This window comes from Nocardia sp. bgisy118, assembly GCF_057708605.1.
The window spans coordinates 52,155-66,219 of sequence record NZ_JBYISM010000020.1 but is presented as its reverse complement, the minus strand read 5'-3'; the positions used below and the strand labels follow the sequence as shown (position 1 = coordinate 66,219).

Sequence of the window (14,065 nt, the reverse complement as noted above, 5' to 3'; positions counted from 1 at the left end):
GGTCGGTACGCGAAAGAAATCAAATCACAATCGAATCCGCTACGCGGCGTCCACCGCCACGACACCCCGCCGGATGGCCCGGACCGCCTTCGCCGCCGTCCCCGCGATCTCCGGGTCGTCGGCCGTGCCGTGGATCTGATCGAGCAGGTCGATCACCTGCCTGCACCACCGGACGAAATCGCCCGCGGACAGCGGCGCGCCCTGGTCGCCACTGGCCAGCAACGACTCGGCCAACCCGTCGCCGCGCGCCCATTTGTAGACGCCGGTGACGAATCCGAGATCGGGCTCCCTGGTCGGCGGCAGCTTGTGCCGCGCTTCGTCGGAGCGCAGTTCGCTCCACACGCCGATGGTCGAGGCGACCGCGCGCCGGATCGGCGCGGTGGGACCCGAGGCGCCGAGAATGCCACCCTCCTGGCGAGATTCGTAGACCAGCGCGGACACGACACCCGCCAGCTCGGCCGGGCCGAGACCGCGCCAGAGGCCGTGCCGCAGGCATTCGGCGACCAACAGGTCGCTCTCGGCGTAGATGCGGGCCAGCCTGCGCCCGTCCGCGGTGACCTCGCCGTCGTGCACGAAACCGCGTTCCTCCAGCAGCCCGACGATGCGGTCGAAAGTGCGGGCCAGCGAGTTGGTCGTGGCGGCAACCTTCTGGCGCATGCTCTCGGTCTCGCGAAGCAGCCGGTTGTAGCGCTCACCGATCCGGCTCATCTGCTCGCGGTCCGGCCGGGTGTGCGCGGGATGCGCGCGCAAGCTCCGGCGCAGTGTGTCCAGTTCGCGGTCGTCGGCGGCCTCGGCGCGCTTGCCGCGGCGCGGACGGCCCGGCGCGCTGATGCCGGTGCTGCGCAGCGCGGACGCGAGGTCGCTGCGGGCGCGAGCGGTGCGGTGGTCGACGCGACGAGGCAGCCGCATGTGACCCAGCGGTTCCGCGGGCACCGGGAAGTCGGCGACCGACACCCGGCCCGCCCACTTGTCCGCGGTCAGCACGAGCGGGCGCGGATCGTTGGGCGTCGTGTCCGGTTCCAGGATCACCGCGAGCCCGGCGCGGCGGCCGGATGGAATGGCCACCACGTCGCCGCGACGCAGCGCCGTCAACGCGCTCACCGCCGCGCCGCGCCGGTCGGTGCGACTCTGCTGCGCCAGCTGACGCTCCCGCTGCCTGATCCGCTCGCGCAGCGAAATGTATTCCAGGAATCCGCCTTCCGCGCCGCCGAGCTGGCCGCGCAGCTTGCGCAGCTGGCCCTCGTTGCGTTCGATGCCGCGCACCAGCCCGACAACCGAGCGATCGGCCTGGAACTGGGCGAAGGAGCGCTCCAGCAGGGCGCGCGATTCGGCGGCGCCCATCCGATCGATCAGGTTGATCGACATGTTGTAGCCGGGCCGGAACGAGCTGCGCAGCGGATAGGTGCGGGTGGAGGCCAGGCCGGCCACCGCGCTGGTGTCGACCTCCGGCTGCCACAGCACCACGGCGTGGCCCTCGATATCGATGCCGCGCCGGCCCGCGCGGCCGGTCAGCTGCGTGTACTCGCCGGGGGTGAGCTCGGCGTGCGTCTCGCCGTTGAACTTGACCAGTCGTTCCAGCACCACGGTGCGCGCGGGCATGTTGATGCCGAGGGCCAGCGTCTCGGTGGCGAAGACGGCCCGCACCAGCCCGCGCACGAACAGGTCTTCCACGGCGTGCCGGAAAGCGGGCAGCATGCCGGCGTGGTGGGCGGCCAGACCGCGGTGCAGCGCCTCGCGCCACTCCCAGTAGCCGAGCACCTCGAGATCGGACTTCGGCAGATCACCGGTGTGCTTCTCGATGATCGCGTCGATCTCGGCGGTTTCTCCCTCCCTGCTCAGGTCCAGTCGCGACCGCAGGCACTGAGCCAGCGCGCCGTCGCATCCCGCGCGGCTGAAGATGAAGGTGATCGCGGGCAGCAGCCCTTCCTCGTCGAGACGGGCCAGCACTTCGGGGCGGGGCAGCGGACGGAAGTCGCGGCGCATGCCGCCGCGACCGCGCGGCACACCCCAGTTGTTCATCCGGTCCGCGGACTCGCGGTGCCGGATGTAGCGCACCAAGTCCTCGTCGACGAGCACCTTCTGCTCGCTGGACTTGGTGTCGAACAGGTCGAACATCCGCTTGCCGACCATCACGTGCTGCCACAGCGGCACCGGGCGCGTCTCGTCGACCACCACCGTGGTGTCGCCGCGCACGGTCTCCATCCAAGCGCCGAACTCCTCGGCGTTGCTGACCGTGGCCGACAGGCTGACCAGCCGCACGTCCGACGGCAGGTGCAGGATGACCTCCTCCCACACCGCGCCGCGGAACCGGTCGGCCAGGTAGTGCACCTCGTCCATCACCACGTACCACAGCCCGCGCAGCGCCTCCGAGGACGCGTAGAGCATGTTGCGCAGCACCTCGGTCGTCATCACCACGACGGGCGCGTCGGGGTTGATCGACTGATCGCCGGTCAGCAGGCCGACGCTGTCGCGCCCGTACCGCTCGGTGAGATCGGCGAACTTCTGGTTCGACAGCGCCTTGATCGGAGTGGTGTAGAAGCATTTGCCGCCGGAGGCCAGCGCCAGGTGGACGGCGAACTCGCCGACCACGGTCTTGCCCGCGCCGGTCGGCGCGCACACCAGCACGCCGTGGCCGTCTTCGAGCGCACGGCAGGCGTCACGCTGGAAGGGATCGAGAGTGAACTTCAGCTCGGCGGAGAAACTGGCCAGCTCGCTGGTGCGGGACCGGTGATCTGTCACCGTTCAGAGAGTATCGGAGTAGTCCGACACCGGTCGCGTTGATTTTGCCGCCGGATCCATGATCGACTCCGCGGGCGTGATCGGCTCCGGCATGGCGATCGAGGAGGCCTCGTCGTCGGTCAGCGCGGCCAGCGCGTCCTTGCGCGCCTTGCGCTTGTCGTTGATCCTGGCGATCTGCACCGCCACCTCGAACAGCACCGTCAGCGCGGCCGCGAGCGCCAGCATCGAGAACGGGTCCTGCGGGGTGACCACCGCGGCGAAGACGAACAGGCCGAAGATGAGGCCGCGGCGCCACGCCTTGAGCCGCTCGTAGGTGAGCACGCCGATCATGTTCAACCCGATGATCAGCAGCGGCGTCTCGAAGCTGACGCCGAAGATGATCAGCAGCTGGATGATGAAGCCGAAGTACTGCGAACCGCTCAAGGCGGTGATCTGCACGTTGTCGCCGATGGTGAGCAGGAAGTCCAACGCGTGCGCCACCACGACGTAGGCGAGCACGGCGCCCGCCGCGAACAGCGCGGAGCCCGACGTGACGAAGCCGACCGCGACCTTGCGTTCCTTCGCGTACAGGCCGGGCGTGATGAACGCCCAGATCTGGTAGAGCCAGATCGGCGCGGCGAGCACGACGCCTGCGGTGAAACCGACCTTCAACCGGAGCATGAACTGCTCGAACGGCGCGGTCGCCAGCAGGCGGCAGGACCCGTCGGGGGTCAGCGCGGCCCTGGCCTCGGGCGGCAGCGAACAGTACGGTCCGCGCAGGATCTCGCCGAGGCTCTCGATGCCGAGGAACGGATGCGAGTACCAGAGGAAGCCGAGCACGGTGGTCAGCAGCACCGCGAACAGCGACTTCAGCAACCGGGTGCGCAGTTCCTGCAGGTGCTCGACCAACGACATGGTGCCGTCGGGATTCGTCCTGCGCCTGCTGCGCCGGGGATCGAACGGGATTCGCATATCTGTGGATTGCCCCTGTGCTCGAGTGCCGCGCCAGGCGCGGCGGTATCGCGTCCCGTGGGTTCAGGGACCGAAGCCTTCACGGACCGCCGAACAGCACTGACCGGGGTGAGTCCGAACTCACCCCGACGGGAGCATTCGACTCAGGCCGATTTCGTCTCGGTCTGCGGCGTGGTCGCCTGGTTCACGGGCTGCGCGGGCGGCAGCTGCTGCGCGGGTTGCTGTGCGGGTGCGGCGCCCGCGGTGGGGCTCGCCTCGTTCTGCATCTGGCTGACCTCGCTCTTGAAGATGCGCAAGGACCGCCCGAGGCCGCGCGCGGCGTCCGGCAGCCGCTTCGCGCCGAACAACACCACGAAGAGCAGCGCGATGATCAGCAGGTGCGACCAGCTGAACGTGCCTGACATCTGTTACCTCCCAAGACTGTGGTAGCTCCGATGCTACCGGACCGCCTGGCGCCCGAACTCGCCCACTTCGCCCGTTTACCGGGCGTTCAACCTCGACTTTTGCTATAGGGGCGGCTCGGCAGCAGCGGCGGCGCGCAGTTGCGCGAGCAACTCCGGCCCGGTCCAGGCCCGCCCGTGGCCCTGCTCGGCCGCGACGATGAGCTCGATGAGTCGCTCGTTCACCGGAGTCGGCGTGCCGACCATCGCGCCGAGGCCGACGATTTCGCCGCAGAGCCAGGTGATTTCGGTCTTGCGTCCGGCGGCGAGGTCGTCGGCCATCGAGGAGCGCGCCACCGGATCGATGGCGAGCACCTGCCCCGCGACCCGGCGGAACAGGCCGTCGGGCACGGTCAGCAGCCGGGTCATCAGCTCCGGCGGCAGCGGGGTGAGCCGGGCCGGGCGAATGCGCGCCTTGTGCATCGCGGCCAGTGCCTCGCGCTGCGTCAGCGCCAGGCAGCGGCGGTAGTCGCGGTCGGCGAGCTCCTCGCGCAGCGGGCGTCCGGACAGCGCGTTGATCGGGTTGTTCAGATTGAGCAGCAGCTTGGCCCACTGCACCGGCCGCAGATCCGAGTAGCGGCGCAGCGGCAGCCCGGCCCGCTCGAAGAGCTGGACATACTCGGCCAGCGCCGGATCGTCCTGCACCGCGAGCCCGCCCTCGGTGCCGCGGTGGAAGCGACCCTCCGGGTGGTGCACGACGTTGAACATCACCATCCCGGCCAGCACCACGCAGGTGGGCAGGATCTCCCTGATCACCGAGTCGTTGCCGATGCCGTTCTGCAGGCTCAGCACCACGGTGCCGGGACGGATCTTGCCGGTCAGCTCGCGCACCGCGCTCGCGGTCGCCCCGGATTTCACCGCGACCAGCACCAGATCGGCCGAGCCGACGTCCTCCGGGCCGGTCGCGAGCGTGAGCCGGTCCGGCGAGACGAGTACCTCACCGCCCTCGAGATCCGTCAGGCGCAGGCCCGAGGCGCCGACCTCGTCGAGCAACCACTGCCTGCCGACGAACGTGACGTCCGCACCGGCCGCCGCGAGTTTGCCGCCGACGAAGACGCCGATGCTGCCCGCGCCGAGCACCATGACTCGCCGCGGCATGTTGCCGAGCTCGGTCACCTCACTCCAATTCCTCTAGTCCGGCGTCCCGGTACGCGGCGAGCGCCGCGTTGGATCGCTCGCGCACGGCGGCGATCAGCTCCGGCGGACCGAGTACGGTCACGCCCGAGCCGAACCCGAGCAGCAGGCGCGCCATCCAGTCCAGGGTGGCGAAGCGCATGGTCGTCTCCAGACTGCCGTCCGGATGCACGGCCAGCCGGTGCATCGGGTACTGGTCGAGTACCCAGCCGTAGTCGCCGCGGATGCGCAGCCGCGCCAACGGGACCGCCGGGTCGTCCTGGAACAGGTCCAGCGAGGCGGCCGCTTCGGTGGCGGCGTGGCTCGGCGGGCGGGCGGCCTCGGCGAGTTCGGTGGCGGCCTCGATCCGGTCGAAGCGGAACAGCCGCACGCCCTCGGCCTCCCGGCACCACCCCTGCAGATAGCTGTTGTCGTCGACGAGCACGATCCGGATCGGATCGACGACCCGCTCGGAGACCACATCGCGGCTGGCCGAGTAATAGATGATGCGCAGCGCGTGCTGACGAGCCAGGGCCGAGCGCACGGTCGCTACGGCGGGCGCCTCCACCGGGGTCGCCAGGGCGTCGTCGGAGAGCCGCGGGGCGCCGCCGGAGATGGCGGATTCGATCTTGGCGATGGCCGCGTGCGCGGCGGTCGGGTCCACCATGCCCGGCATCTCCACGATCGATCGCAGGGCAACCAGCAGCGCGGTGGCCTCGGTGGAGGTCAGCCGCAGCGGCCGATCGATGCCCGCGGAGAAGGTGACCTCGATGCTCTCCTCCGAGAACGAGAGATCGATGAGATCGCCCGGACCGTAGCCGGGCAGGCCGCACATCCACAGCTGATTCAAGTCGCTCATCAGCTGCTTGGTCGTCACGCCGAGGTCGGCGGCGGCGTCCGCCGCGCTGATGCCGGGGTTGGCGATCAAGTACGGAATCATGTTGAGCAGCCGGGAAAGCCGCACCGAGAGCCGGCTGGTCGTCACGCCCGCACCTCCGTCGTGTCGAACACCGAACGTAGCCGGGCGACCACGTCGGCGCGCAGATCGTCGGGCGCGAGGACCAGGGCGTCCGGTCCGAGGCCGGTGATGAGCCTGGCCAGCCAGTCGCGCGAGCGGACGGGAACCTCGACCACCATGCCGCCGCGGTCGCCGACGGTATGTTCCTCGACGACCTGGCCGAGCCTGCGGATCTCCTGGCCGCGTCCGTCGGCGACCCATACCGTGGCCGAGCCGCTGACCGGCGCGCTGCTGGTGACCCGCGCGACGATCGCGCGCAGGTCGACGTCGTCGGGTTTGTGCACCGCGTTGACTGGGCCGTACGGCGTCACGTCGTCACCGATACGGGAGAGCCGGAAGCTGCGCACCGCGTCGCGGTCGCGGTCGTGGCCGACCAAGTACCAGCGACCGTGATGGGTCACCACGCCCCACGGCTCCACGTCGCGCATCAGGTATGGCGCGTTGACCGCGCCGCGATGCTCGAAGCGGACGGCCTGCCCGGCGTCGACCGCCGCGAGCAGCTTGCCGAGCACCGGCTCCGAACCGCGGGTGCGGGCGGGCACGGCGGGCACCGACGCCACGGCCGCGTCGGTTTCGACGTGGATGCCCGCGGCCCGCAGCTTGAGCAGGGCGCCTTCGGCGGCGGCCGCCAGCTCAGGGGACTCCCACATCTGCACCGCGACCGCGACCGCCGCGGCCTCCTCGTCGCTCAGATCGATGTCGGGTAGCTCGTAGGCGTCGCGGTTGATCCGGTACCCCTCCAGCGTCGAATACCGGTTCACCGGTCCGACTTCCAGCGGAATGCCCAGGTCGCGCAGCTCGTTCTTGTCCCGTTCGAACATTCGGCTGAACGCCTCGTCGCTGGCCGAGTCCTCGTAGCCCGCGACGCTTTCCCTGATCCGCTCCGCGCTCAAGAACTGCCGGGTCGACAGCAGCGCGATGACCAGATTCATCAGCCGCTCGACCTTGGATATCGCCACCCGATAGAGGGTAATCGCCACCGCGACGTCACCGCGCGGCGGCGCGCGTTTCGTGGCCGTGCGATCGCCGCCCGCGGTGGACAATGATCCAGTGATCGTTGCCTTCTCAGTGACTCCGCTCGGCGCGGGAGTGGATGTCGGCCCCGCGGTAGCCGAGGCGGTGCGCGTCGTCCGGGCCAGCGGACTGCCCAACCGCACCGACGCCATGTTCACCACGCTGGAGGGCGAGTGGGACGAGGTGATGCGCGTCGTGAAAGACGCCACCGACGCCATCCTCGCCATCGCCCCGCGCTGCAGCCTCGTCCTGAAAGCCGACATCCGCCCCGGCGTCACCGACGCGATGACGGCCAAGGTCGAGTCGGTCGAGCGCTACCTCGCCGAGGGCTGACTCCCGTGCCGGCATGAAAGAGCCGTACGTCCGTCCACTCGCGCCGTTGGCTACTCGATCAGCTCCACCACGCAGGGCAGACCCGGCGCATTCCCTAGTTTCGCGTCGCGTGTCAGCAAGGGGATCCCCAGCCGTGCCGCCAGCGCGACATAGAGCCCGTCGTAGAACGTGACCGAATGGCGAAGCTTCCACGCCTCGACCGATAACCAATCGTGGTGGGCATACCGCTCATCCACCAGCAACTTCAGCAACCGCATGCAGGTGAGCGCGGTGCGTTCCGAGATCAGCCCCTTCCGCTCCGCACGCCGCAGCACGCTACCCACCTCGGCGTCGATGAGGTGCGGCGAATGGCAGACGGACTCCGAGATTCGTTTGGCCAGCGCGACGCCAGCCGCGTCATCGCGCAACAGCGCATCCACGAGGGCCGACGCATCGACGACAATCTCGTCACTCACCTCGCAGCTCCCGCAGGGTTTCCAGGACGAAGTCGCGGTCGACACCAGGCCCGGAATCCTCGGCCAGTGCCTCGCGAATCTCCGCGAGGGCCTCCACCTTGGTCCGGCGCCGAGCCATGCTGATCAGCTCCCGGCGCATGTACGCCTGCAGCGACATTCCGGCCGCTTCAGCGCGCCGCCGGAGTACCTCGGCGTCTTCCTCGGGAACATCGCGGATCTGAATAGTCGCCATAGCGCTAGTTTAGTGCTCCCCTGGCGCTGAACCAGCGCGATTACTCCTCCGGGAAACGGGTCTGTTGGTAGCAGGTCAGGCGCCAGCCGTCGGTGGTGCGGAGGTAGATGCTCGACATCATGCCGCGGAAGGCTGGGGTGGGGTCTTCGCGGTAGGCGACGCCGATGTAGATCAGAGCCGCGGCGTCGGGGCCGACGTGCACTAGGCGCGGGTCCTGGATTTCGTAGGTGCGCCACGGGGGTGCGTGGCGTAGGGAGTCGACGACGCCGGCGCGGTCGAGCACCATGCCGTTGGCGAGGATCATCAGGGCGTCGTCGGTCATGAGGGCGCCGTAGAAGTCCGCGCCCGAGCTCGCACACAGCGAGTCCCAGCCGCGACCTTCGAGAGCGAGCAGCTCGTCGAGCACATCCGTGTCCGTCATGCGTCCCACATTAGGCAGGATCGGCGTGACGGCACCTCGTTCGATGCTCGGATTTCGTCCCGCCGACAAGCCGCTGGTCCACGACCTGGAGGTCGCGGACCAGCGTTTCCGAACTACATCGAGCTACATCGAGGCGATCAGCCGGTCGACGCGCTCGTCGACCGAGCGGAACGGGTCCTTGCACAGCACGGTCCGCTGCGCCTGGTCGTTCAGCTTGAGGTGCACCCAGTCGACGGTGAAGTCGCGACCGGCCTCCTGGGCGGCGGTGATGAAATCGCCGCGCAGCTTGGCGCGCGTGGTTTGCGGCGGGGTGTCGACCGCCGCATCCACCGCCTCGTCCTCGGTGATGCGCTTGGCCAGGCCCTTGCGCTGCAGCAGGTCGAAGACGCCGCGGCCGCGCTTGATGTCGTGGTAGGCCAGGTCCAGCTGGGCGATCTTGGGATCGGACAGCTCCATGTTGTAGCGGTCCTGGTAGCGCTGGAACAGCTTGCGCTTGATCACCCAGTCGATCTCGGTGTCCACCTTGGCGAAGTCCTGCGCCTCCACCGCGTCCAGGGTGCGGCCCCACAGGTCGACGACCTGGTCGATCTGCGGATCGCGATCCCGGTTGCGCAGGTGCTCGACGGCGCGCGCGTAGTACTCGCGCTGGATGTCGAGCGCGCTGGCCTGCCGGCCGCCCGCCAGTCGCACCGGACGACGTCCGGTGAGGTCGTGGCTGACCTCGCGGATGGCGCGAATGGGGTTGTCCAGCGCGAAGTCGCGGAACGAGACGCCCGCCTCGATCATCTCCAGCACCAGCGCGGCCGTGCCCACCTTCAGCATGGTCGTGGTCTCGGACATGTTCGAGTCGCCGACGATCACGTGCAGGCGCCGGTACTTCTCGGCGTCGGCATGGGGCTCGTCACGGGTGTTGATGATCGGGCGCGATCGGGTGGTCGCCGAGGAGACGCCCTCCCAGATGTGCTCGGCGCGCTGCGACAGGCAGAACGTGGCCGCCTTCGGCGTCTGCAGCACCTTGCCCGCTCCGCAGATCAGCTGCCTGGTCACCAGGAACGGCAGCAGCACGTCGGAGATCCGGGAGAACTCGCCCGCGCGCACCACGAGGAAGTTCTCGTGACAGCCGTAGGAGTTGCCCGCCGAGTCGGTGTTGTTCTTGAACAAATAGATGTCGCCGCCGATGCCTTCTTCGGCCAAGCGCTGCTCGGCATCGATCAGCAACTCCTCGAGCACCCGCTCGCCCGCCCTGTCATGGGTGACCAACTGATGCAGACTGTCGCATTCGGCCGTGGCGTACTCCGGATGCGAGCCGACGTCGAGATACAGCCGAGCGCCGTTGCGAAGGAACACGTTAGAGCTACGGCCCCAGGACACGACCCGGCGGAAAAGGTACCGGGCTACCTCGTCGGGGGACAGCCGACGGTGACCGTGGAAGGTGCATGTCACACCGAACTCGGTCTCGATCCCCATGATTCGTCGCTGCACACTATCGACATTACAGCCATGTCATGTACTCGCGTGGCGCTGCGGACAACACGGACGCATACGGCTTCACAACGATTCGGCACCGTATGCCTGGTGCACTCGGCCGGTCAGACGCGGATTTCGGCCCGTGGGCCGCGGCGAAAACCCGTGCGCCGAGCGCACGGAAGCACACAGAATCGTCGGCCGCATCGGCGTCGCACGACAGATCTTCCGACGTCCCGCCGACGCGCGCCGACCCGCCGGAATTTTGCACGGCTCCGCACGAGACGCGCTCGGAACCGCGAAAGGCCCGCACGGGACCGCCTCGGAGCGGTCTCGCGCGGGCCCTCGTCTTCGACTACTCCGAGTCCGACGACTCCTCGGGGAGCTCGACCACTTTGGTCTTCGCCCCCGGCTTGCCGGCCTGCAGCAACTTCTCCAACGTGGCGTCGGAGATCCTGCGGAACGCCCGGCGCGGCCGCGCCTGCTCCAACGTGGCCACCTCGAGCGAGCTCACGCCGAGCACCCGCTTGTCCTTGTCGGCGCCCTCCGGAATCCCGGCCTGCAACGCCTTGACCGCGACGCCGATCGCGCCTGCCAGGTCGAGACCCGGCCGGTAGGACCCCTTCAACGCGGAGACGATGGGCTCGGTCGTGCCGCCCATCACCACGAACTCGCGCTCGTCCACGATCGAGCCGTCGAAGGTGATCCGGTACAGCACCGACTGCGGCGACTGCTCCGGATATCCCACCTCCGCCACGCAGAGTTCGACCTCGTACGGCTTGAGCTGATCGGTGAAGATCGTGCCGAGCGCTTGCGCGTAGGCGTTGGCCAGCGCCCTTCCGGTCACGTCCCGCCGGTCGAACTGGTAACCGCGCAGGTCGGCCTGCAGGATGCCGCTGCGGCGCAGATTCTCGAACTCGTTGTACTTGCCGACGGCCGCGAACCCGATGCGGTCGTACAGCTCACTCACCTTGTGCAACGTCGCGGAGGGATTCTCCGCGACGAACAGCACTCCCTTGTCGTACGCCAGAACGATGACACTGCGACCACGAGCGATGCCTTTGCGCGCGAGCTCGGTCTTGTCGCGCATGATCTGCTCGGCCGACGCGTAGTACGGCAGTGTCATGCGTTGGCGCTCCCTTCCTCCGCCGCCGCGCGGTCGGCGACGATGCCGCGGGCGATCTCCTCCACACGCTCCTCGGGAACCTCCACCGCACCGTCCTCGTCGATCGTGACGATCGTCGGGTAGATGCCGCGAGCGAGATCCGGTCCACCGGTCGCGGTGTCGTCGTCGGAGGCGTCGAACAGCGCCTCGACCGCGATGCGCAACGCCCGGTCCGCGTCGATTCCCTTGGCGTACAGCTTCTTCAGCGACGTCTTGGCGAACATCGAACCGGAACCGACTGCGGTGTAACCGAATCGCTCCTCGCTGCGACCGCCGACCACGTCGTAGGACACGATGCGGCCGACCCGGTCGGGATCGGTGACCTGCTGGTCGTAGCCGACCAGCACCGGCACCACGGCCAGACCCTGCAGCGCGGCGGGGAGGTTGTCGCGCACCATCTTCGACAGCTTGTTGGCCTTGCCGTCGAAGGTGAGCGGAACGCCTTCGATCTTCTCGTAGTACTCCAGCTCCACCGCGAAGAGACGCACCATTTCTACGGCCATGCCCGCGGTGCCCGCGATGCCCGCCGCCGAGTAGGTGTCGGTGATGTACACCTTCTCCATGTCCCTGCTCGCCACCAGGTTCCCCTGCGTGGCGCGGCGGTCGCCCGCGATCAGCACGCCGCCGCGGTAGGTCACCGCGACGATGGTGGTGCCGTGCGGGGCGATGTCCTTCGCGACAGCGCCACCGGAGTGTCCGGTGGCGCCATCGATCGCGGCGAAACTGTTGCCCGGCAACAGTTCCGGTGCGTGTGCGCGGAGGTGTTCGGTGAACGAGGAGAGGGCGTACCCCGGGTGGAGACGCATGGGGTCACCTGCTGTCACTGGCCGCCCTTCTGCACATAGGCGCGGACGAAGTCCTCCGCGTTCTCCTCGAGCACGTCATCGATCTCGTCGAGCAGGTCGTCGGTATCCTCCGCCAGCTTCTCGCGGCGCTCCTGACCGGCGGCGTCGACGCCGTCGGGACCCTCGTCCTCGTCGCCGCCCCCGGTGCGCTTGGTCTGCTCTTGTGCCATGGCAGCCGACCTCCTCTGTCCTCATCATGACCGGAGCCAAAAGTATGAGCACGGCTCCGATCATGAGCAATGTGCGTGCTCGTACAACAACACTACCCAGCCGAGCCGACACGATGTCGGATCTGTGCCCAATTCGCCGCGCGGACAGCGCCCGATTCGCGACCCTGCCCGCGCGGGAGGAACGTAGCTACGTGGTGAGCTGCCGAACCAGCTCGGCGGCGGTGTCCACGCCGTCGAGCAGCTTGCCGACATGCGATTTGGTGCCGCGGCGCGGTTCCAGGGTCGGGATGCGCACCAGCGAGTCGCCGCCGAGATCGAAGATCACCGAATCCCAGCTCGCGGCGGCGATGTCCGCGCCGAAGCGGCGCAGGCATTCGCCGCGGAAGTAGGCGCGGGTGTCGGTGGGCGGCTTGGTCATCGCGTCGAGCACCTGCTGCTCGGAGACCAGCCGCTTCATCGAGCCGCGCGCCACCAGGCGGTTGTACAGGCCCTTGTCCAAGCGTACGTCGGAGTACTGCAGGTCCATCAGGTGTAGTTTCGGCGCGGCCCAGCTCAGTCCCTCGCGCTGGCGCATGCCCTCGAGCAGGCGCAGTTTGGCCGGCCAGTCGAGCAGGTTCGCGCATTCCATCGGGTCGCGCTCGAGCAGATCGAGCACCATCGCCCAGTTGTCCAGGATGTCCTGCACGCGGGCGTCCTCATTGCCCTCGCGGTCCATGAACTTGGCGACCCGCTCGTGGTAGAGCCGCTGCAGGGCCAGGCCGGTCAGCTCGCGGCCGTCGGCGAGCGCCACGGTGGCGCGCAGGCTCGGGTCGTGGCTGATCTGGTGCACCGCGGTGACCGGACGGGCCAGCTGCAGGTCGGAGAGGTCCTCGCCGGCCTCGATCAGGTCAAGGACCAGCGCGGTGGTGCCGACCTTGAGGTAGGTCGACATCTCGGCGAGGTTGGCGTCGCCGATGATGACGTGCAGCCTGCGGTACTTGTCGGCATCGGCGTGCGGCTCGTCGCGAGTGTTGATGATGCCGCGCTTGAGGGTGGTCTCCAGGCCGACCTCGACCTCGATGTAGTCCGAGCGCTGGGACAGCTGGAACCCGGCGTGATCGCCGGACTGGCCGATGCCGACCCGGCCGGAACCGCAGATGACCTGCCGGGAGACGAAGAACGGCGTCAGCCCGACGATGATCTGGTTGAACGGGGTGTCCCGGTTCATCAGGTAGTTCTCGTGGGTGCCGTACGAGGCGCCCTTGCCGTCGACATTGTTCTTGTACAGCTGCAACCGGGGGGCTCCCGGCACGCTGGAGGCGTGCCGCGCGGCGGCCTCCATCACGCGTTCGCCCGCTTTGTCCCAGATCACCGCGTCCAGCGGGTCGGTGACCTCGGGCGCGGAATACTCCGGGTGCGCGTGATCGACGTACAGGCGGGCGCCGTTGGTGAGGATCATGTTGGCAGCGCCGACCTCGTCGGCGTCGATCACCGGCGCCGGTCCGTTCATCCTGCTCAGGTCGAATCCGCGCGCGTCGCGCAGCGGCGACTCCACCTCGTAATCCCAGCGTGTGCGCTTGGCCCGCGGCACGCCCTCCGCGGCCGCGTACGCGAGGACCGCCTGGGTGGAGGTGAGGATCGGGTTGGCCGACGGCTCGGTGGGGGTGGAAATACCGTATTCGACCTCGATACCGATGATGCGCTGCATACCTCGAGCCTAGGCGAC

Annotated in this window: 15 protein-coding genes; 1 reads left to right on the top strand and 14 read right to left on the bottom strand. The window is 68.6% G+C overall.

What is annotated here, in order from left to right; all coding sequences use genetic code 11:
• Positions 1-39: 39 nt before the first annotated feature.
• From AC3EO7_RS23480 to AC3EO7_RS23455, 6 genes are all read right to left on the bottom strand, one after another.
• Positions 40-2,739 (bottom strand): DEAD/DEAH box helicase, encoded by a 2,700-nt coding sequence (locus AC3EO7_RS23480; protein ID WP_435592395.1) that lies wholly within the window; start codon positions 2,737-2,739, stop codon positions 40-42.
• A gap of 3 nt (positions 2,740-2,742) precedes the next feature.
• Positions 2,743-3,690 carry a twin-arginine translocase subunit TatC gene (gene tatC, locus AC3EO7_RS23475; protein ID WP_431968621.1) on the bottom strand — a complete coding sequence of 316 codons (948 nt, stop codon included), beginning with the start codon at positions 3,688-3,690 and terminating at the stop codon, positions 2,743-2,745.
• Between the two features lie 143 nt (positions 3,691-3,833).
• Positions 3,834-4,094, bottom strand: coding sequence for a Sec-independent protein translocase subunit TatA (gene tatA / locus AC3EO7_RS23470; protein ID WP_431968623.1), 261 nt, complete (start codon positions 4,092-4,094; stop codon positions 3,834-3,836).
• A 102-nt stretch (positions 4,095-4,196) separates the two neighbouring features.
• Complete coding sequence (locus AC3EO7_RS23465) at positions 4,197-5,228, bottom strand: 2-dehydropantoate 2-reductase (protein ID WP_431969091.1); 1,032 nt, start codon at positions 5,226-5,228, stop codon at positions 4,197-4,199.
• 19 nt (positions 5,229-5,247) lie between these two features.
• The gene (locus AC3EO7_RS23460; protein WP_435592394.1) at positions 5,248-6,228 is read right to left on the bottom strand and encodes a helix-turn-helix transcriptional regulator; all 981 of its coding nucleotides are present in this window, start codon (positions 6,226-6,228) and stop codon (positions 5,248-5,250) included.
• Positions 6,225-7,220: a helix-turn-helix transcriptional regulator gene (locus tag AC3EO7_RS23455; RefSeq protein ID WP_435592393.1), complete on the bottom strand. Its 996-nt coding sequence runs from the start codon at positions 7,218-7,220 to the stop codon at positions 6,225-6,227. The genes AC3EO7_RS23460 and AC3EO7_RS23455 overlap by 4 nt, the downstream gene beginning before the upstream one ends.
• Positions 7,221-7,311: 91 nt before the next feature.
• On the opposite strand from AC3EO7_RS23455, the gene AC3EO7_RS23450 reads away from it, so the two are divergent.
• Positions 7,312-7,608 (top strand): MTH1187 family thiamine-binding protein, encoded by a 297-nt coding sequence (locus AC3EO7_RS23450; RefSeq protein WP_435592392.1) that lies wholly within the window; start codon positions 7,312-7,314, stop codon positions 7,606-7,608.
• A 50-nt stretch (positions 7,609-7,658) separates the two neighbouring features.
• Here the strand turns inward: AC3EO7_RS23450 and AC3EO7_RS23445 are convergent, their stop codons facing one another.
• From AC3EO7_RS23445 to dop, 8 genes are all read right to left on the bottom strand, one after another.
• Complete coding sequence (locus AC3EO7_RS23445; protein ID WP_431968631.1) at positions 7,659-8,063, bottom strand: type II toxin-antitoxin system VapC family toxin; 405 nt, start codon at positions 8,061-8,063, stop codon at positions 7,659-7,661.
• Positions 8,056-8,295 carry a FitA-like ribbon-helix-helix domain-containing protein gene (locus AC3EO7_RS23440; RefSeq protein WP_431968633.1) on the bottom strand — a complete coding sequence of 80 codons (240 nt, stop codon included), beginning with the start codon at positions 8,293-8,295 and terminating at the stop codon, positions 8,056-8,058. Before AC3EO7_RS23440 ends, AC3EO7_RS23445 begins: the two co-directional genes overlap by 8 nt.
• 40 nt (positions 8,296-8,335) lie before the next feature.
• On the bottom strand, positions 8,336-8,716 hold the full coding sequence (locus tag AC3EO7_RS23435; protein ID WP_431968635.1) for a nuclear transport factor 2 family protein: 381 nt from the start codon (positions 8,714-8,716) through the stop codon (positions 8,336-8,338).
• Positions 8,717-8,839: 123 nt separating this feature from the next.
• Positions 8,840-10,198 carry a Pup--protein ligase gene (gene pafA, locus AC3EO7_RS23430; protein ID WP_218024195.1) on the bottom strand — a complete coding sequence of 453 codons (1,359 nt, stop codon included), beginning with the start codon at positions 10,196-10,198 and terminating at the stop codon, positions 8,840-8,842.
• Between the two features lie 337 nt (positions 10,199-10,535).
• On the bottom strand, positions 10,536-11,306 hold the full coding sequence (gene prcA, locus AC3EO7_RS23425; RefSeq protein ID WP_431968638.1) for a proteasome subunit alpha: 771 nt from the start codon (positions 11,304-11,306) through the stop codon (positions 10,536-10,538).
• Positions 11,303-12,151 carry a proteasome subunit beta gene (gene prcB, locus AC3EO7_RS23420; RefSeq protein WP_431968640.1) on the bottom strand — a complete coding sequence of 283 codons (849 nt, stop codon included), beginning with the start codon at positions 12,149-12,151 and terminating at the stop codon, positions 11,303-11,305. The genes prcA and prcB overlap by 4 nt, the downstream gene beginning before the upstream one ends.
• 14 nt (positions 12,152-12,165) lie before the next feature.
• A complete protein-coding gene (locus AC3EO7_RS23415; protein WP_067781199.1) occupies positions 12,166-12,360 on the bottom strand; it encodes a ubiquitin-like protein Pup in 195 nt (64 codons plus the stop codon).
• A gap of 187 nt (positions 12,361-12,547) precedes the next feature.
• Entirely contained in the window at positions 12,548-14,047 is a 1,500-nt protein-coding gene (dop, locus tag AC3EO7_RS23410; RefSeq protein WP_431968643.1) for a depupylase/deamidase Dop, read from the bottom strand.
• Positions 14,048-14,065: the final 18 nt, after the last annotated feature.